The organism is Corynebacterium marambiense (genome assembly GCF_016342275.1).
Classification (GTDB): Bacteria; Actinomycetota; Actinomycetes; order Mycobacteriales; family Mycobacteriaceae; genus Corynebacterium; species Corynebacterium marambiense.
Window position 1 is genome coordinate 1 of record NZ_JAEIOT010000011.1, and the last position, 18126, is coordinate 18126.

At 62.9% G+C, this 18126-nt stretch carries 18 protein-coding genes; 9 read left to right on the forward strand and 9 right to left on the reverse strand.

Annotation, left to right across the window (positions count from 1 at the left end):
* Nucleotides 1–488: 488 nt before the first annotated feature.
* The 5 genes from JDV76_RS09270 to JDV76_RS09290 all read right to left on the reverse strand — a co-directional run bounded on the left by JDV76_RS09270 (nt 489) and on the right by JDV76_RS09290 (nt 7689).
* Nucleotides 489–1322, reverse strand: coding sequence for a nucleotidyl transferase AbiEii/AbiGii toxin family protein (locus JDV76_RS09270; protein WP_198736620.1), 834 nt, complete (start codon nt 1320–1322; stop codon nt 489–491).
* 135 nt (nt 1323–1457) lie between these two features.
* Complete coding sequence (locus JDV76_RS09275) at nt 1458–2477, reverse strand: type IV toxin-antitoxin system AbiEi family antitoxin domain-containing protein (RefSeq protein WP_198736621.1); 1020 nt, start codon at nt 2475–2477, stop codon at nt 1458–1460.
* A gap of 673 nt (nt 2478–3150) precedes the next feature.
* Entirely contained in the window at nt 3151–5748 is a 2598-nt protein-coding gene (locus JDV76_RS09280) for an ABC transporter permease (protein ID WP_198736622.1), read from the reverse strand.
* Nucleotides 5749–5756: 8 nt separating this feature from the next.
* Nucleotides 5757–6551, reverse strand: a complete 795-nt coding sequence (locus JDV76_RS09285; protein ID WP_376993039.1) for an ABC transporter ATP-binding protein — start codon at nt 6549–6551, stop codon at nt 5757–5759.
* A gap of 136 nt (nt 6552–6687) precedes the next feature.
* Nucleotides 6688–7689, reverse strand: a complete 1002-nt coding sequence (locus JDV76_RS09290) for a pseudouridine synthase (protein WP_232959227.1) — start codon at nt 7687–7689, stop codon at nt 6688–6690.
* On the opposite strand from JDV76_RS09290, the gene JDV76_RS09295 reads away from it, so the two are divergent.
* The 5 genes from JDV76_RS09295 to JDV76_RS09315 all read left to right on the forward strand — a co-directional run bounded on the left by JDV76_RS09295 (nt 7682) and on the right by JDV76_RS09315 (nt 11302).
* Entirely contained in the window at nt 7682–7834 is a 153-nt protein-coding gene (locus JDV76_RS09295; RefSeq protein WP_198736625.1) for a hypothetical protein, read from the forward strand. The two genes, JDV76_RS09290 and JDV76_RS09295, sit on opposite strands and share 8 nt — an antisense overlap.
* The gene (locus JDV76_RS09300; RefSeq protein ID WP_198736626.1) at nt 7835–8851 is read left to right on the forward strand and encodes an LLM class flavin-dependent oxidoreductase; all 1017 of its coding nucleotides are present in this window, start codon (nt 7835–7837) and stop codon (nt 8849–8851) included.
* A gap of 120 nt (nt 8852–8971) precedes the next feature.
* The gene (locus JDV76_RS09305; RefSeq protein WP_198736627.1) at nt 8972–9898 is read left to right on the forward strand and encodes a universal stress protein; all 927 of its coding nucleotides are present in this window, start codon (nt 8972–8974) and stop codon (nt 9896–9898) included.
* Nucleotides 9899–10169: 271 nt separating this feature from the next.
* Complete coding sequence (locus tag JDV76_RS09310; protein WP_198736628.1) at nt 10170–10421, forward strand: GlsB/YeaQ/YmgE family stress response membrane protein; 252 nt, start codon at nt 10170–10172, stop codon at nt 10419–10421.
* Nucleotides 10422–10741: 320 nt separating this feature from the next.
* Entirely contained in the window at nt 10742–11302 is a 561-nt protein-coding gene (locus tag JDV76_RS09315) for a TetR/AcrR family transcriptional regulator (protein ID WP_232959239.1), read from the forward strand.
* Here JDV76_RS09315 and yidC read toward each other — a convergent pair.
* Nucleotides 11290–12567, reverse strand: a complete 1278-nt coding sequence (gene yidC, locus JDV76_RS09320) for a membrane protein insertase YidC (RefSeq protein ID WP_198736629.1) — start codon at nt 12565–12567, stop codon at nt 11290–11292. The genes JDV76_RS09315 and yidC overlap by 13 nt on opposite strands.
* A 132-nt stretch (nt 12568–12699) precedes the next feature.
* On the opposite strand from yidC, the gene JDV76_RS09325 reads away from it, so the two are divergent.
* Nucleotides 12700–13548 carry a class E sortase gene (locus tag JDV76_RS09325; RefSeq protein ID WP_198736806.1) on the forward strand — a complete coding sequence of 283 codons (849 nt, stop codon included), beginning with the start codon at nt 12700–12702 and terminating at the stop codon, nt 13546–13548.
* Nucleotide 13549: 1 nt separating this feature from the next.
* Nucleotides 13550–13702, forward strand: a complete 153-nt coding sequence (locus JDV76_RS09330; RefSeq protein ID WP_198736630.1) for a hypothetical protein — start codon at nt 13550–13552, stop codon at nt 13700–13702.
* On the opposite strand, the gene JDV76_RS09335 is transcribed toward JDV76_RS09330, so the two are convergent.
* Complete coding sequence (locus tag JDV76_RS09335; RefSeq protein WP_272487628.1) at nt 13699–14301, reverse strand: DUF2020 domain-containing protein; 603 nt, start codon at nt 14299–14301, stop codon at nt 13699–13701. The two genes, JDV76_RS09330 and JDV76_RS09335, sit on opposite strands and share 4 nt — an antisense overlap.
* Between JDV76_RS09335 and JDV76_RS09340 the strand changes: the two genes are divergently transcribed.
* Both JDV76_RS09340 and JDV76_RS09345 read left to right on the forward strand, forming a co-directional pair.
* A complete protein-coding gene (locus JDV76_RS09340) occupies nt 14300–15589 on the forward strand; it encodes a sensor histidine kinase (RefSeq protein WP_272487629.1) in 1290 nt (429 codons plus the stop codon). The genes JDV76_RS09335 and JDV76_RS09340 overlap by 2 nt on opposite strands.
* A gap of 92 nt (nt 15590–15681) precedes the next feature.
* A complete protein-coding gene (locus JDV76_RS09345) occupies nt 15682–16320 on the forward strand; it encodes a LuxR C-terminal-related transcriptional regulator (protein WP_198736633.1) in 639 nt (212 codons plus the stop codon).
* 242 nt (nt 16321–16562) lie between these two features.
* On the opposite strand, the gene JDV76_RS09350 is transcribed toward JDV76_RS09345, so the two are convergent.
* Together JDV76_RS09350 and JDV76_RS09355 are read right to left on the reverse strand one after the other, a co-directional pair.
* Nucleotides 16563–16904: a histone-like nucleoid-structuring protein Lsr2 gene (locus JDV76_RS09350; protein ID WP_198736634.1), complete on the reverse strand. Its 342-nt coding sequence runs from the start codon at nt 16902–16904 to the stop codon at nt 16563–16565.
* A gap of 551 nt (nt 16905–17455) precedes the next feature.
* Nucleotides 17456–18094 carry a DUF6474 family protein gene (locus JDV76_RS09355; protein ID WP_198736635.1) on the reverse strand — a complete coding sequence of 213 codons (639 nt, stop codon included), beginning with the start codon at nt 18092–18094 and terminating at the stop codon, nt 17456–17458.
* Nucleotides 18095–18126 lie beyond the last annotated feature (32 nt).

Genomic DNA, 18126 nt, shown 5'->3' on the forward strand with positions numbered 1-18126 from the left:
CACCGGCCTTTGGGTGGTTGACAGGAATGTCGACCACCCGGGGGCCGGTGTTTTGTCATATTCACCACCAAAAGGCGGGGTGGTTGTTTATTGCCGCTCTAGGGGCGGCGTTCCCACATACGGAGTTTTCGCCTGAAGCGCCGATTTCACTGATCTCCCGCGGGCGTATCTGCTGCATGTGTCAAGATCGTGCATGTGTTTCTCCGGAGGTCGGTATCGGTACAAGCCGATTCGAACCGCTTTCTCTCCGGGATGGTCGGGGTTACGGATCTTCAATATTGTTGCCAGTCGATGGACAATCCAGTGGGGTGGCCCTTCGGAGACAAAGATGCTTGCCTACCCTGGAGATCAGAAGCTACGAAAATGATTGACCTGGCTTAGTATGTGTTTTTCTTGGGGCCCGATGATGCTCAGTATCCGTCTCCACAGTTGTGGGGGACCCGGAAGTTAGAGGCCGACGGTTGGGCGGTGAGGAAACGGAAGGCGTCCTAGGCTAGCCACGACTGCTTCTCTGGGTCCCATATTCCTGTAACCGGCTCCCGACTCAGGATGGGATTGAGACAGGTTCCGACAACCTCGAGTGCTGCTTCAAGTTCGTGATACTCTGCGGGAAACTCAGCTGCTTTGCTGGCTTGTCTCGGATACGCTTGCTGCCACCTATTACCAGGACTGTTCATCTTGTTGGGTAGGTTGAGGCCCCGAGCACCGGCTTCGCTAGCGATGAGTTCCTGCAGGAGTGACGCACTCATTCGTTGACTTGTCACTATACGAACGAGATCAATCAGGTCGTGATATCGGGTCGACGGTTCATTCCGGTGAATTTCGTAGCAGGCGCACAGTTTGTCGGCGGCGACGTTTTCCACCGGGACCATCTGAATGATCGTGCCCGCGGGAAGGCCCTTGTACTCGATCACCGGGTTTAACTCGACTTTCTCTATGGGGGCATCGGTGTACTGCTGTATCGATATATCCACGCTGAATGGCACGATCGGCAGAGCCCCGAGCTTGAGCAAAACCTTGAACGATCCCCGGGTGAGGTCCCCCGGATCCCGGTTATCCCTGACCGGTTCCTTCAACTCGAAGTCGAAGTCGGGATCCGTCGGGCCGGGATCATTGACTAATACCTGCAGTTCTCTCAATGCTCTCCCAGGATCAGTCTGCTCCCGTCGAGCGAGATCGATGTCACGGCTGCGACGGCCCGAACCTATGCGCAGCAGGAGGCTCGTTCCTCCCTTGAGAACCCAAGCACAGTCGCCATGGGAGAACAGCCTGGACAAAAACATGTCGAAGGCGAACTGGTGCTGGACATTCTCGGGGGTCACTGATTGCCGCCGTGCTTCATTGCGTAGTTTGTCTAGAAGCTGGGTACGCTTGCGGGCGAGCTCGATAGGGCGCGAGGAAGTCATTTTCTGTCTTTCTCCCGGGCACAATGCGGATCGTTGTCGCTGTCTGCTGCGTCACGTTTGGGTCCTCCCTCGACTCAGACCGGAGGTCCTTATCGCAGGGGAGTCTCCGGTGACCTGCATCCTCTCCAGCCCGCCTATCGCCGGTTTTCCGTACTTCACTGTGGAGGCGCGCCGCCACTCTCCATCGGGATCAATGATGGTGGCCAACTGTCGTGTGAATCTAGGGCTACTAAGAATGCTCTCCCATTCTCCTGTTGCCGCCAGAACATCTCGGAGCTGGGGCAGAACTGGTACCAGTGTCTTTTCCGCCTGTAGCCGGATCCCACCAGCCTGTTGCGCGAGTGAAGCCAGCAGCGCGGCGATTCCTGGGTTATCTCTCCATTGAGTACTTACTGATTTCAGGGTGTATTCCATCGACTCTGTCACGCTGTCATGTTCAGGGAAACGACGCAACGACTCCGCAACCAGGTCATTTCCCGAATCACAGCCATAGCGAGGGGCATACGGTTCCAGTATCTGGGCCAGCGTCGACGGTCTGATCCGATGGTCGTGGATCCCGTCAGCGATGATGTGATGTAGCTGGTCCCCGTCAAGATGATCCTTGGCCATGTCGCGGATCGTTCGGGACACAGTCGTCACAGGGATTCCTGCAACAACGATCCAGTCCGTATCGGTCAGGTCGGCGGTGCGGTGGGTGATGTCTGCGGCCGAGGATTGCTTGCGTTTCGACGAGGTAAACGTATGCGACGCAGGGATGATATCCCCCAATTCCAGCATGCTCACCGCAGAGGCGTGAGAAACAACGATCGGGTTGCTCTCCCGCACGCGTTCATCGGCCAGAACAGCCGGACGGGTGGACAACCACGCGGCCCGTATTTCTGTCAGCGGGTCCTCCGCCACACTGGATAGGATATAGACCCCCCGGCGGATGCGGCGGAGGAAGTTCTTCTGTGCCAGACGGGTCAGCGTTGTGGTGTCGATCCCTTCCTGCGCAGCCTGCGCAGACGTCACCAAACCATGCTGTAGGTAGGAATACGCAGCAAGTATGGGTTGAACCTCGGAAAAACGCATGCAATAAACATAACAGGAAAGCGGCTGCCAAGATACGTTTACTGCATTCTGGTTGTAGTAAACGTACCTTGATGATACTTCTGTGAGCTACAAAAGCTACACAGAGCGGCCATTTTCAAGTCCCGAATCCGACCAACCGCCATCCGACGCGGAGCCACTGCGCTAGGAGAAGCAGGAACCTTCGAAAACCGCATCGTCCATCCCGGTGCCACCGAGAAACCCGGAGGTCACCCCATCATTTTGAGGAGTGAGGGCGGGAATAACCAGCTCCCACCCGAAAGCACTTACAGCAGCCTTTGATACCGGATGCGCGGCGTCAACACCGTGCCCGACACTCTGTCCCAATTCCCGGGTGACTGGCCCCGAGCCTCCTGAAGGCTCGCCCGGCGACAATCCCCTCTGGTCGACACGAGGTGGACGGCTCCGCTAGTCGGGGGGCAGGCTACCTCCGTCGTTCGTTCGACCAACGGAGGGCACGAGTGGACCGGCGGGTCCCCGGAAACCGGTGACTCTTCTCCCCGGAGTGTCTCCTGTACGGGCACGGCCGGATCCATCCCGGGGGTGTCACCGTCCCGGAGGATCAGACGTGCCGGGGCTGCCATAAGTACGAAAAGAGGGAACGGACCGCCGGGTTCTATCTCCGGTGATCCGTTCCCATCGTAGATGTGGACGGTCAGCGTTCTGCGATCGCGTCCAGTGGTTTCGTCTTCGCCGCGCGGTGTCCCGGCCACACAGCTGCGATCACACCGACGATAGCGGAACCCACCAGCATGATTCCCAGCTGGCTCCACGGAATGATGATGGTCTCGAGGGCGTCCTCACCGATGGTGCGGGTGAAGCACCACCCGAGGCCGAGTCCGACCGCGGCACCGAGAATCGCACCGAACAGCGCGATTACCACCGATTCCAGGTAGATCATCGTGCGGATCTGGCTCCGTTGGGTGCCGAGGGCCCGGAGCATACCGATCTCACGCCGACGCTCGGTGACCGACAGCGCGAGGGTGTTGATGATACCGAGGACCGCGATGATCACGGCGAGACCGAGGAGACCGTAGAGGATACCCAGCAGTTGGTCGACCTGGTTCGCCTGGGAGCTGGCGTAGTCCTCCTTCGACATGACCTGGACCACGAGATAGTCCGCCATCGCGTCCGTCAGTGCCCGCCCCAGATCAGCTGGCTCCACGCCGTCGGCCCCGTCGACGAGAATCATCTCGACGCTCATCTGGTCGATCGGGAGGAGTTCCCTGGCTGCTGCGGTACTGACGATGCCCGGGCCACCGGCCTGGATCTCCGCATAGGTGCCGAGGATCGGAACGTCGAGAGTGTTGGAGCCGTCGAGCGTCGACAGGGTGACGCTGTCGCCGACGCTGAGTTTGAAATTCTTCGCGATCTCGTCGTAGAGGACCACGCCCTTCTCGTCGCTGAGGTTGCCGGATCCTGAGTTGATGGTCACCTTCATACCCTCGCCGGAATCGAGGTTGAGGTCAGCCACTGAGGTCTGGGGCGGGCCGCCGAAGGACTTGGACAGCGGTACACCATTGACTAGGAGTGGTGCGAGGTACACGCTGTGCGCGGCACCGACCTCATCGAGTTCCGTGATCTTCCCCTCGACCGAGGAGGGGATCTTGAAACCGGAGGAATTCTGTCCCGTGACAAGGTAATCAGAAGTGACGACGTCATCGACGATGGATTCGATACTGTTGCGCATCGTCGCGCCCAGCATGCCGATGGAGCTCACCATCATCAGGCCCAGGGTGAGGGCGAACGCGGTCGCGGCGGTCCGTCGGGGACTGCGGCGGGAATTTGTTGAGGCGAGTTTTCCGACGGCACCGAAGGGTGCGCCGATCGCGCGGCCGAGCCCGCCCACCACGGGGATAGACAGTGCGGGGCCGATGAGCCATACGCCGATGACGACGGCCAGTGCACCTACACCGACGAAGATCAGCCGGTGTTTGACCTCATCGACACTGGTGGTGAATGCGCCGAAGAGACAGAGACCGGCGCCGATGGCGGTGATCAGCCCCCCGATGATGGTGCGGACCCGTAGGGAGTTCTGGGAGGAGCTGTCCCCGCTGCGCATCGCCTCGACGGGGTGGATGGATCCGGCTCGGCGGGCCGGTGCCCAGGCGCTGAGAACGGTGACGATGGCACCCACGACCAGCGGCACGATGAGGGTTGTCGGGGTGAGGGATAGTCCGCTGTCGGGCATGCCGATGCCGTTCTTGTCGAGTGCGAAGAACAGCCCCTTGGCTAGCCCGATCCCGAGGAGGATGCCGAGTGCGGAGCCGATGAGTCCGACGATCACGGACTCGCCGATGACCGACCGGGTGATCTGGGATCGGGAGGCGCCGATGCTGCGGAGCAGCGCGAACTCGCGGGTTCGCTCGGCGACGATCATCGCGAAGGTGTTCGAGATGATGAACGTGCCGACGAGGAGTGCGATCGCGGCGAAGGCCCAGAGGAAGTAGTTGATGAAGCTGAGTGCCTTCTTCAATTCCTCGGTCTGCCGTTCGACGAGGACCTGGGCGTCATCGATGATGTAGTCCGGATACTGGGCACGGAGTTGCTCCACCACGGTGTTCGTGTCGGCACCGTCGGCGATGACCACGGAGGCCGAGTTCACCCGGCCGTCCGGGGCGTAGATCGGGAGGAACTGATCCTCCGGGAGAAGGACGCCGATCCAGCCGCCGGTGGCTGCCGGGAAATCGAAGGTACCGACGACGGTGACCTCGAGCTGGTCGGTGGGGGTCACCACCGTGACGCTGTCTCCGATACCGATGTGGCCGCGTTCCGCGGCGCTGGCGTTGACGGCGACCGTGTTGCTCTTCGTGGGCCAGTCACCGTCGAGGAGCGTCACCGTGTCCGATGCGTCATCATCGGGGTTGTAGGACAGTGCGGTCGAGGGTGCGCCACCGGTCTGGATGGCCTTACCGTCCGTGCCCGCGAGGATGATCGGTGCGGGCTCAACCATGAGCTCGATGCTGTCGAGGTCGTCGCGCTCACGGAGTTTCCTGACGTCATCGACACTGACCTGGCGGCCGACGTTCCGGTCGCTGGAGATCACGATGTCGACGTCGTCGTACTGGGTGGAGATGATCTTGGCGAAGCTGTTGGACAGTGACGTCGTGAACATCGACGATCCGGCGATGAACGCTGTACCGAGGACGACGGCGAGGATCGTCAGTGCGAGCCGGAGTTTGTGGGCGGCGATCGTCCGGAGAGAGATCGTCCGCATGGGTTTACGCAGGCCTGTGTATGTGGATGTGCTCATGGGGCGGTTCACAGCTTCTCGATGTCGGCCATCACGGTGAGGATGCTCTCCGCGGTGGGATTCTCGAGTTCATTGACGATCTTTCCGTCGGCGAGGAAGATCACCCGGTCGGCGTAACTCGCGGCTTTGGCATCGTGGGTGACGATGACGACGGTCTGGTCGAGATCGTCGACGGCGGCCCGGAGAATGTCCATGACCTCGGACGAGGAGTTCGAGTCGAGGTTGCCGGTGGGCTCGTCACCGAAGACGATCTCGGGGCGGCTGATCAGGGCACGTGCCACGGCGACGCGCTGCTGTTGGCCGCCGGATAGCTCGGTGGGGCGGTGATCGAGGCGTTTCGTCAGGCCGAGCCGGGTGGTCACCTCGTTGAACCATGCACTGTCGACGGTGCCGCCTGCGATGTCAACGGGGAGGGTGATGTTCTCGGCGGCTGTGAGTGTGGGCACGAGGTTGAAGGACTGGAAGACGAAGCCGAGGCGGTCACGTCGGAGCGCGGTGATCTGCCGGTCGGGCAGGTTCGCGAGATTCGTGTCGCCGATGAATGTGGCCCCCTCTGTGACGCCGTCGAGTCCCGCCATACAGTGCATGAGGGTTGATTTTCCGGAGCCGGAGGGGCCCATGATCGCGGTGAACTGTCCCCGTTCCAAGGTGACGGAGACGCCGTCGAGGGCACTGACGACGGTTTCCCCGGAGCCGTACCGTTTGACCAGGTTCTCGGCCCGTGCGGCGGGTGTCTCGGTCGATATCGGATCGGTGGGGGTCGTGGAAACGGTGTGGGGCACGTTCTCTCCTCGGAAATTCATGTTCATACAGCGGTTTTTGAGTTCTGCCGGAATGAGTCCCCCCAAGACTAAACCCTGCCGTTGCGGAAAGGGACAGGGCAATCCCCTAAGGGAAACCCTGATCCTGGGGCTCTTGAGGGCTATCCCGGCAGGGTACTCAGTCGCGGATGGCCGTGAATGCGCGGGGTTGTCCGCTGATGGGATCGGTGAACTCGAGGGCGGTCGCCGTGAGATGCATCGGGACCCGGAAGTCCTCGGCATCCTCGGGGAGGACGTCCGGATAGAGCGGATCCCCCAGGATAGGAACGCCTGCGGTGAGCATGTGCAGCCGGAGCTGGTGGGTCCGTCCGGTCGCCGGGTGGAGTGTGTAGTGCGCCTGGCGGGGAAGTGGGCCATGAAGGGACTCGAGAGTGGCCTGTTCCTCGTCGTTGACCGGGGTCACGGCGCTGACGGTGGTTCGGGCATTCGGTTCGCCGTGCTCGAGGTATGCCTGCAGTCGGCCCCGAGCTTTCTGCATCCGGTGCTCCCAGGTCACCGGCCGGCGTGTCACGGCATCCGCCAGATCGGGGAGCAGGGTTGCTGTCGCCCGGTAGGTCTTGTGGACGCCACGGGAGGAAAACAGTTGCTGGTAGGCGCCGCGGACGGCGGGATCACAGGTGAGGACGAGAATCCCTGAGGTGAGGCGATCGAGGCGGTGGGCGGGCGTGAGGTCCTGGTTCCCGGTTGCCCGGCGGAGCCTGACCACGGCGGTCTCGGTGATGTGCCGGCCGCGCGGCATCGTTGCGAGGAAGTGGGGCTTGTGGACGACGAGAAGATGCTCGTCGTGGTGGATGATCCGGCACTTCCCGGGTACTGGTGTCTCGGGTGCGGGGGTGCGGTAGAACCAGACGTCCTGTCCGGGGGCGAGAACCCTGTCCGGGGGGAGCGGCCTGCCCTGTGGATCAACGACCTCGCCGGCGGCGAAACGCGCATGGATGGCGGCGGCATCATCGCCGGTGGCGCGGTGTGTCTGCGTCGTGACGAGTCCCGTGACGAATGCGAGAGCCGTCATGGGCGCAGCATCGTCGGGCAGCCGGGCCCGGGACGGATTCAGGCCGTCGCGGATCGGTAGAGGTGCCTGACGGCGGCGGCGCTGTACTATCCTTTTGCCCATGGACATTAATACTCTCATGGCCCAACTGATTGAGTTCTTCAGCCACGGAATCGGCAGAATCATCGGCGATGTTCTGCGGGTTCTCTATCACTTCCTCTACCCGGCCAACGCCGACGCTGCCCGGATCCCCGAGGCCGTCAACAACGCCTAGATGCGATCTCGACCGCCCGCACTCTCTGTCCTGGACCTCGTCCCCGTCTCCGCGGGGTCCGGTCCGGGGGAGGCGATCCGGGCCGCGTGCTCCGCTGCCCGCACAGCCGAGCGGTACGGTTACCGGCGTTACTGGCTGGCGGAGCACCACAACTCCCCGGCACTTGCCTGTTCCGCGACGACCATTCTCATGGGAGCTGTCGCCGCGGCCACGGACACGATCCGGGTGGGATCCGGCGGGATCATGCTCCCCAATCACGCACCCCTCAGGGTTGCGGAGGATCTCGGCACCCTGGCGGTCATGTTCCCAGGCCGGATCGACTGCGGCCTGGGTCGTGCGCCGGGCACCGATCCCCGCACGGCCGCTCGGCTACGCCGGGGGTCCGCGGATCTTGCGGATTTCACCCGAGACGTGACCGAACTGCACGACTATCTCGGTCCAGCTAGCGGTGCGCCGGGAGAGACCGCCGTCATTGGACGTGGTGCCGGCGTGGAACTGTTCGTTCTCGGATCGTCGACGGGTGGTGCCCGGACGGCTGCGGAACTGGGACTCCCCTTCTCTTTCGCCAGCCACTTCGCGCCCGACCACCTGCACGAGGCGCTCGCCGTCTACCGGGAGAACTTCAATCCCGAGGCGCCCACCGCCCAGGTGGATGAGCCGTGGGTTAGTGCCGCGGTGAATGTCATGGCGGCGGAGACAACGGCGGACGCCCGCTGTCAGCTGCTCACCCTGCGACAGTCGTTCGCCGGTGTGCTCACTGGGAAGAGGGGGCCGCTCGTGGCGCCTGGGGATGTCGCGGAGTTGCATCCGATCCTGCAGTCCCGAGTCAACCACTCGCTCCGGGTGACCGCGTGCGGTACCGCTGCCGAGGTCGCGGATCAGCTCATCGACTGGGCCGGTCCCCTGGGGCTTGATGAGATCATCACCGTTACTTACGCCCATGATCCGGTGGTTCGCCGGATCTCCCTCGCCCTTGTTGGCGAAGAATGGGGCCGGAGGGTTGATCGGGGCCTGTGACGGGCGCATCACCCCATCCCCAGATGGTGTCACGCGGGTAGTATGGGGGGTGGAAATGGTGCTCAATACGGGCACTGGAAAGAAGCCGGATGTGGTCCGGCGGGAAAGGTCGTGATCGGGATGACCCAGTACACGAATGGAAAGAACACGCACCGCGAGGATATCGTCGTCGTGGCGGTGGACGGTTCCGAGGCGTCGAAGGTCGCGGTCCGGTGGGCCGCGAACACCGCGGACAAGCGGGGTGTCTCGTTGCGTCTCGCGGCGAGCTACACCATGCCCCAGTTCCTCTACGCCGAGGGCATGGTCCCGCCGCAGTCAATCTTCGATGAGCTCCAGGCGGAGACGATGGAGAAGGTTGACGAGGCGCGGGCCATCGCCCACGACCTGGCGCCCTCCTTGAAGATCGGCCACGTGGTGGCGGAGGGCAGCCCGATCGACATGCTGTTGGAGATGTCGTCCTCGGTGATGATGATCGTGATGGGGTCCCGTGGTCTCGGGGGCTTGAGCGGCATGGTCATGGGCTCGGTGTCGGCAGCTGTGGTGAGCCACGCGAGCTGCCCCGTTGTCGTCGTTCGCGAGGACTCCGGGGTGCGGGATGAGACCCGTTACGGCCCGGTGGTCGTCGGTGTTGACGGGTCCGGTACGTCCCAGAAGGCCGTTGAGTATGCGTTCGCCGAGGCCTCGGCGCGAGGCACGGAACTCATCGCGGTGCACACCTGGATGGACATGCAGGTGCAGGCCTCCCTCGCTGGACTGTCCGCGACGCAGGAGCAGTGGGCGACGATCGCGGAGGAACAGGAAGTTCTTCTCGCGGAGCGGCTCGCAGGCTTCGCGTCGGAGTATCCCGACGTGACGGTCAAGAAAGTGGTCACTCGGGACCGCCCGGTCCGTGCGCTGTCGGATGCGGCGCAGGGGGCACAGCTGCTGGTCGTGGGTTCCCACGGGCGGGGTGGTTTCAAGGGAATGCTGCTTGGGTCGACGTCCCGGGCACTCCTCCAGTCTGCTCCGTGTCCGATGATGGTCGTTCGGGGACAGATCGAGGAGTAGCCGTTCCGTCGCGGCGTCGGTGGGCTACCCCCGTCGACGCCGTAGGGCTTCACTTCTCCTCATGTCCCCCCCGGGGCAGATAACGCTGGGGTTGCAGTAGAGGCACACTTTGGTGCCAACGTGTGTGCCAGGTTTACCCGGAGGGACGGGGGCACCTATATTAATGGTGTTCACCATTGCGGTTTTCCACCGGTGCCGCGCCTGATGCGGTGTCCGCATCGTCGGTGCCGGACGGGTCCCGCAGACTACAGAAATTACTAAGGAGATTACAATGCCCGGTCTTTCTTTCCTCGGCTGGATCATCATCGGCGGACTCGCCGGTTGGATCGCTTCCAAGATTAAGGGAACCGATGCCCAGCAGGGTCTGTTCCTCAACATTGTCGTCGGTGTCGTCGGCGGTCTTATCGGTGGCTGGCTGCTCACCTTGGCCGGCGTGAGCGGGGGCGGCTGGATCTTCAGCTTCTTTACCTGCCTCATCGGCGCCGTGATTCTGCTGTCGATCGTTCAGGCGATCCGGAAGTAGCTCTCCGTCCCGCTGAAGCCTGAAAAGTGGCCGATACCCGTGAATCCGGGTGTCGGCCACTTTTGTGTGGGCTCGTATCCCGGCTGATTGTCGCCGGGGTATTGTTGAGATAACAGGTCTGACCCGGTGGTGCCCCACATTCGCCGGGTCCCGCCGCCTGCGTCTGTGCAGCCGGGCGGAGGGAAGACACCGCTGACGAGCGCAGGAAGGATGTGGGCGTCATCGCCGCCGCGACAACTAAGCCCGACAAACCAACCGGTCGGTCTACCTCGAAAGGGCGGACCAGCCGCCGCCGCAACCGGCCGAGCCCCCGTGAGCGACTGCTGGCGAGCGCGACCAACCTGTTCACCACGGAGGGGATCCGGGTAATCGGCATTGATCGCATCCTGCGAGAGGCTGATGTGGCGAAGGCCTCGCTGTATTCGCTGTTCGGTTCCAAGGACGCCCTCGTCATCGCGTATCTGCAGGACCTGGACGAGAAGTCCCGGGCGGACTGGGCGCGACGGACGGCTGACATGACCGACCCGCTGGAGAAGATTCTCGCGTTCTTCGATCAGGCGATCGATGACGAACCGGGCCAGGATTTCCGTGGCTCGCACTTTCAGAATGCCGCGAACGAGTATCCCCGCCCTGAAACCGAGAGCGAGCGCGGGATCGTGTCTGCTGTGCAAGAGCACCGCCGGTGGACACTGCAGACGATGGTGGCCCTGTTGACGGAGCTCAACGGCTATCCCGGAACGGCCCAGGCCAACCAACTCCTGATTTTCCTCGACGGTGGGCTCGCCGGAGCACGGTTGAATCGCAGCGTCGAACCGCTACAGACCGCCCGGGAACTGGCGAAACAACTCCTCATGGTCCCCCCGGCGGATTACTCCATCTGATCTCCGTCGCGGTGGTCCGTGTCAGTGGGGCCACCGTTTCCGGCCCCGTTATCGTGCTGTTCCGGTTTTCCGGGGGCAGTGGTCGGATCTGCGGCGTCGGTCGGAACCGAGGGCTGTTCGCCGGCGCGGCGCTGCTTCTTCCGGATTTTCTCCTCCCGTTTGCGGCGCATCTTCTCCCGGGTGCGCTCCTGGCTTGCCTCGCGCCGCTTCTTCTTCGCTTCCCGTTTCTCCGCGGTAAGAGCGTCGACCTCGGCTTTCCGCGCCGTACGCGCGTCGACGTTCATCCGGTGCAGTTGGCCGATCCGGTGGGGGGTGAGCAGCATCAAGGCCCGACGGCGGCGGATCCCGCGGCGGACCGCACGGTCCTCGTGGAGCTGATCCCGCACTCGCCGTTTCGTCTCGTCTCGGAACGCGGTGAACTCATCGGTGAGCGGGTGTTTCCGATCGAGGACGAGGTTGAGGATGATGGTCTGGCACATGGTCCAGAGATTGCCGGCGAACCAGTACAAGGCGATAGCGGCGGGCGCCGGGCCGGCGAGTCCGAAACCGAGCGGAAAGACGGGGATGACCACCGCGAGCATCACCATGAACTTCTGGATCCGGCGAGCTGCCGCACTCTCGTGGTCGAGGGTGATCTGCGAGCGGTAGATGGACACCAACATGTTGATGGTCGTGAACACGGCGGCGGCGATGAGGAACGGGAGCACGAAGTGGAACACGGTGTCCCGGGTGGTGTCGAGACCGGCGAGTTGTTCGGTGGACATCGCCGGGTAGGCGGGCATCGGGACGCCGTTGATTCGGCCGTGGAGAAACGCTTCGACATCGGTTGACGTGAGGAAGCCGATGGGCTGGTGCTGGGTCGAATCAAGTCCGTCCGTGGGGCGCGCCATCTTGATCAGCACCTGGTAGAGACCGATGAACACCGGCAGCTGGATCAGGGCGGGGACGCACCCGCCGGCGGGTGAGTAGTGGTGCTCCTTGTAGAGCTCCTTGCGTTTGGCGGAGAGCTCATCCTCTGCCTCGGCATCAGTCCGCAGTTCGTATTTCTCGGTGAGTAAGCGCAGTTTTGGCCGGAGGTTGATGAAGATCCGGTTGGATCGGTACTGCGCCCAGGCGAACGGCAGGATGATGAGGCGGACGGTGACGATCAGACCGAACAGAGAAAGCAACCAGGCGAGGGAGTCATCAAGCCCGATCCAGGAATGGAGCGCGATGTGCCAGAGCTTCATCACGCCGGAAACCGGGTAGATTAGGAAATCGAGCATGGCGCGTGATCTTTTCCTCGTACTGTCGGGGATCTGCCTCGGCAGGCAGGAGGGCCGTTCATGATCGTAGTCCAGCGTCGGGCCGGAGCACCCAGCCGGATCGGGGGAGTACTGGCGCTAGGATGGTTGGTCATGAGCCACCGTCTGTCCACCCCGTTGCTGGAGCAGCAGTCGACGTCGTCACGTGGATTCAGCATCGTCGAGTTCCTCGGTGAACTGTTGCTGACGGCCGGTGCGCTGCTTCTCCTGTTCGCCTTCTACGAGTCCTATTGGACGAACATCGAGGCCAGTCGCGAGCAGGACCGAGTGGCGTCGAATCTCGAACAACAGTGGGCTCGGGCACAGGACGACGCAGAGACCCCGCGGGAGAACCCCCGGGTCCGCCGGGAGCTGCCTCTGGGCGAGGCGTTCGCCCGGATGTACGTCCCATCCTTCGGGCCGGATTTTCACTTCGCGATCGTTGAGGGCACGGAGGACGCTGATCTCCTGGCAGGGCCGGGGCGGTACACCGACACCCAGATGCCGGGTCAGCCCGGTAACTTCGCCGTCGCCGGGCACCGCGTCGGTAAGGGTGCCCCATTCAATGACCTCGGGAACCTTCGTACCTGTGACTCGGTCGTCGTCGAGACCCGCGACTCGTGGGACATCTACCGTGTCCTTCCCGTCGACGCCGCGACAGGTCAGCAGCGGCGTGCGGAAGCTGCGGAGTGCCTGACTCCTGAGCAGGTCGAGCGCGTTGCGGTGGGAGACTACGCCGGCGTCGAGGGCCGACTGATCACGGTCCCCGGCGACGTCTCGGTGATCGATCCGATCCCGGGCTACCCGGATCTTGTGCCGGATCCGCACATGGAGGGGCTGATGACGATGACGACGTGTCATCCGAGGTTCTCCAACGCGCAACGGATGATCGTGCACGCGATGCTCGTGCGTACTGACCCCAAGCAGGACGACTACCGCCCGGCAGAGCTGGAGGAGAACTGACATGTACGGATTCATCTGGCGCCATCTTCCCGGCCCCCGACCGGTGAAGATCCTGCTGGCGCTGCTTCTCCTCGCGGCGGTGTTCCTCCTGCTGATGGAGATCGTCTACCCGTGGGTGTCCACCTTGATGCCCTACAACGACGTGTCGGTCTAGCCCAGCCCGAGGCGATCGATGACCCGCTCGGCGACGAGCTGCGGTTTGATGGACTGCTCCTGGTTGGAGAACACCACCACCGCGGTCGTCCCTTTCTGTACCGCGTACAGGGCATGTCCGTTGCCGCCGAACCGCCCGCCGGACCAGCCCTCGGGTTCCTCCGCCGGGTCGGTGGAGGCGACCGGCGCCGCCCAGTCGACGACGGCGGTGGCAGCATCGACGGAGTCCATGTGCCGGACGATGACGGTCAGCTGCGGCTCTTCGGGGTAGGACCAGTAGACGCAGGCCGGGGTGTCGAAGCGTTCATCCACGCCGACGCCCGTCACCCGCTGGCCGTTCGTATCCGCGACCCACTGCGTGTCGAGGTAGGGGCAGTCCGTCTGGGATTCGCGGCCACCGGGGACGACCGGCATCTCGTCGAATGTGAGCCCTGAGTCGCTGACCGGCATGTCCGGGGATTTCGGTGGCGGCACAGCCACCGCGTCCGGCCCGGTCGTCGGTGCCGCGCCCGCCGGTGCCGGTTCTTCGGGTCCGGTACCGCAGCCGGTGAGGATGATGAGCGGCAGCAGACTGGACAGGGCAAGTAAGGTACGGCGCATGGGACTTAGCGTAGGGACCGAAGCCGCCGACCGCACCTCGAGTGCTCCCGGGGAGAAGAGCATCCGGCAGGGTATCCACATCCTTACCGGTGCGTTGTTGGTCGTGGTGGCGTTCGCCGCGGTGAAGTCCGAGGCGCTGCAGCTGCTCATCACACTGGCCCTGTGTGCCGCGTTTTCCGGGATCTACATTCTCGGTTCGCGGTTCCGGGACACCATGTCGGGCGGGATAAACCAGATCTGGCTGCTGGCCCTGACTCTGCTGTGGGTGCTCCTCATCCCGATGCAGCCGACGGCGATCTACCTGGTGTTCCCGCTGTACTTCCTTTACCTGCAGGTGTTAGACGATGTCCGTGGTGTCATCGCGGTCATCGGGGCGACGGCGGTGTCGGTGTTTTCGCAGTGGCCGCACCTCACGGCGGGAGCAATCCTCGGGCCCACTGTTGCCGCGTTGGTGTCCATCGGCATTGACTATGCCTTCAAGACGCTGTGGAAGGTCTCCGCCGAGCGTGAGGAGCTCATCGCGGAGCTTCTGGAGACCCGCTCCCAGCTCGCCGACACCGAGCGGGCGGCAGGCATCGCCGCGGAGCGGCAGCGCATCGCCCACGAGATCCACGACACCCTGGCACAGGGGCTCTCTAGCATCCAGATGCTGCTCTACGTGGCCGAACAGGAATTGAAGAAGACGGGCATCGGTGATGATGAGGCCGAGACCATCCTGAAGCGCATCGACCAGGCGCGGACCACCGCCGCGGACAACCTGGGGGAGGCTCGGGCGATGATCGCCGCGCTGCAGCCGGCGGCATTGTCCAGGACCTCGCTCGAGGGAGCGCTGCACCGGGTCGCCAACGGAATTGTCGGTACCGAGGTGACGATCGCTGTGGAGGGGGATGAACGACAGCTCCCGATGCGGACGGAGGCGTCACTGCTGCGCATCGCCCAGGGTGCGATGGGGAACGTCGCGAAACACGCCGCCGCCGGCCGGTGCCATGTGACGCTGACCTACGGTGAGGACGAGGTCCGGCTGGACGTCGTCGACGACGGCTGCGGTTTCGACCCGGAGGCGATCGGCGAACGGCCCCGGGGCCTGGGGCATATCGGTCTGGACGCTATGCGGCAACGTGCCGCGGAGCAACACGGTACGCTGACTGTTGAATCTGCGCCGGGGCAGGGAACTGCGGTGTCCATCGCGATTCCGGTGGAGGATGATACAGGTGTTCCGGCGCGACGTGCCATGGCGCTGACGCAGGTCGATGACCCCGGTGACAAGCCGGAGGAGAATAGTCAGTAGCGGTGCGGGTGATCGGCGATAACCCCGGCCGCCCGAGAGATATGCCGCGAACAAACCGTTAAGAACATAGAGGGAAGAGACGTTAGTAGACGATGATCAGAGTCTTGCTCGCTGATGACCATGAGATTGTCCGGCTGGGTCTACGTGCCGTGCTGGAGGAAGCCGATGACATTGAGGTCGTCGGTGAGGTGGCGACCGCTGAGGGGGCGATCGCGGCTGCTCAGGCCGGTGGTCTCGACGTTATCCTGATGGATCTGCGTTTCGGCGCCGGGGCGGAGGGCACGCTCGTGTCCACCGGTGCCGATGCCACCGCGGAGATCAAGCGCACGATGAAGAATCCACCGAATGTTCTGGTGGTGACCAACTACGACACCGACGCGGAGATCATGGGTGCAATAGAGGCCGGTGCCGTCGGATATCTGTTGAAGGATGCGCCACCTTCTGAATTGCTGGCTGCGGTGCGTTCCGCGGCGGAAGGCGATTCCGCACTGTCCCCGGTTGTCGCGAATCGTCTGATGACGCGTGTTCGTACTCCCCGGACATCACTCACTCCACGGGAGCTTGAGGTTCTCAAACTGGTGGCAGCGGGTTCATCGAACCGGGAGATCGGGAAAGTGCTTTTTCTTTCCGAAGCGACAGTGAAATCGCACCTTGTGCACATCTACGACAAACTCGGTGTCCGTTCGCGTACCTCCGCAGTCGCCGCAGCCCGAGAACAGGGAGTTCTGTAGCGGTTTTAGAATGAGTTAGCCTCCACCGTATGTATGTCTGGTGGAGGCTAACTCATGTCCCGTGGTCGGATGGCGGAAACTGGGGAATTGCTGGGCAAATGGTGAAAGTCCTCTGACCGTCACCGGGAGGTGAACATTATTCGGTATCGATCAAAAACGTAAAACGGTTGACCCGGTGCTTCCGGTGTCAACCGTTTTACTTGCTTGTCCCGCTACGCCGGAGACAGCTGGTGTCGAAGGCCTCAGTTGGCGGCGGTGAAGGCCTCGACGATGTTGTCCGGGATCTTGCCGCGGTCAGCGACCTCGTAGCCGTTCTCGCGTGCCCACTGGCGGATCTCCTTGGTGCGGTTCCGGGATCCACCGCTGGAGCGACGACGCTGGCGGGTGCCGCCGGTGGTCGTCTGCTTGCGGCCGACCTCGATGTAGCGCTGTAGGGTCTCGCGGAGCTCGTTGGCGTGTTCCTCGTTCAGGTCCACGGAGTAGTCCGTGCCATCGAGGGAGAAGTGCACGACGTGCAGTTCATCCTCGGAGAGAGGGGTTTTTGTCAGGTCGTCGAAGTACTGGGTGATTTCCCGTCGGGCCATAGTGTTGACTCCTTCATTGGTGAGGTACGCGATGAGTTCACAGAGAGCTGATCATGTTCTGCTCGGATACGTTCCGGGAGCCCACTGTGTGGAAAGGTGCGCATCTGTCCTGTTGGTTTTCTCGACACCGGTCCGAACAGAAATGCCCGGATCCGGTGATAAATGGAACGATCGTGCCGAGAAGATACGTAAAGATATGCAGCGTTACCCGCCGCCTGAAATAGAGATTATACGAAAGCAGCAAATTACACAATGTCACCGGTAGCAGTATGCCGTTGTCGATTCTCACCGTACGGGCGAAACCACAAACGTCGAGAATTAGTTGTGCTCTCAGTTACTCCTGAGAGAGATTAAGAAATTGCGTCGGTAGCTGTGAATGAAATATGAACGGTGGGTGCACATGAATTGGTGGTCACGGTGAAGCGGTGGTTTTCGCCGTCCGGATTCCGCGGGACGGGGCAATTGGTGCCTCAGGATTTCGGACAAACGACAGCCCCCGGCTCCCCGCGGAAGGTGCGGGGGCCGGGGGCCTACGGTACGCGGTTCCGGGCTCAGCTCCGGCTCTGCAGGCGCTCCTGGATCTGAGCGGCGAGATTGTCCAGCTCCCGTGCGACCGTGCTGTGGCTTCGTCGGCGTTGCTGGGGCGCCAGGTACTCGGCGTTGTTCACCGCGCTGACGAGCTCATCGAGCCGCTCCTTGGCGTCGATCCGGAAACCGGAGGCGACGGGCGCGGAATCGAGGTTGTCCCGGATGCCGTCGATACGGGCCTTCAACGGTGCCCCGTGGCCCGAGTAGCGGGCCAGCTGTTCGGTGGTGACGCCGTTGCGGCGGGCCTGCTGCTTCTCGAGCTGCTCCCGGGCGAGGGTGACACCCCGGTAGATGAGGGGGAGCGCCAGCGGAACGACCATCCGGGCGGCGGCGGTGTAGCGGCGTACGCTCTGCGCGTTGAACCGGCCCTGCTTGATCTGCGCCAGCTGGTTCTTCGCCATCTTCTTCTCGTGCCGCCGCTTCGCCTTCAGCCCCTTTTTCTCGGCCTTGAGCAGTGACTTCTCCTGCTTGGCGAGGAGTTTGGACCGGCGGTGGTTAAGTTTCGCGGTCTCCTTGACCTCAGACTTGGCGCGGGCCTGCGCGGCCTTGATCTCTGCTTTGGTCTTGGCCCGGTTTTTGCGGATCGCCTCGAAAATGCCCATGGTGTCTGCCTGGTCTCCCGTTAACGTTGTCG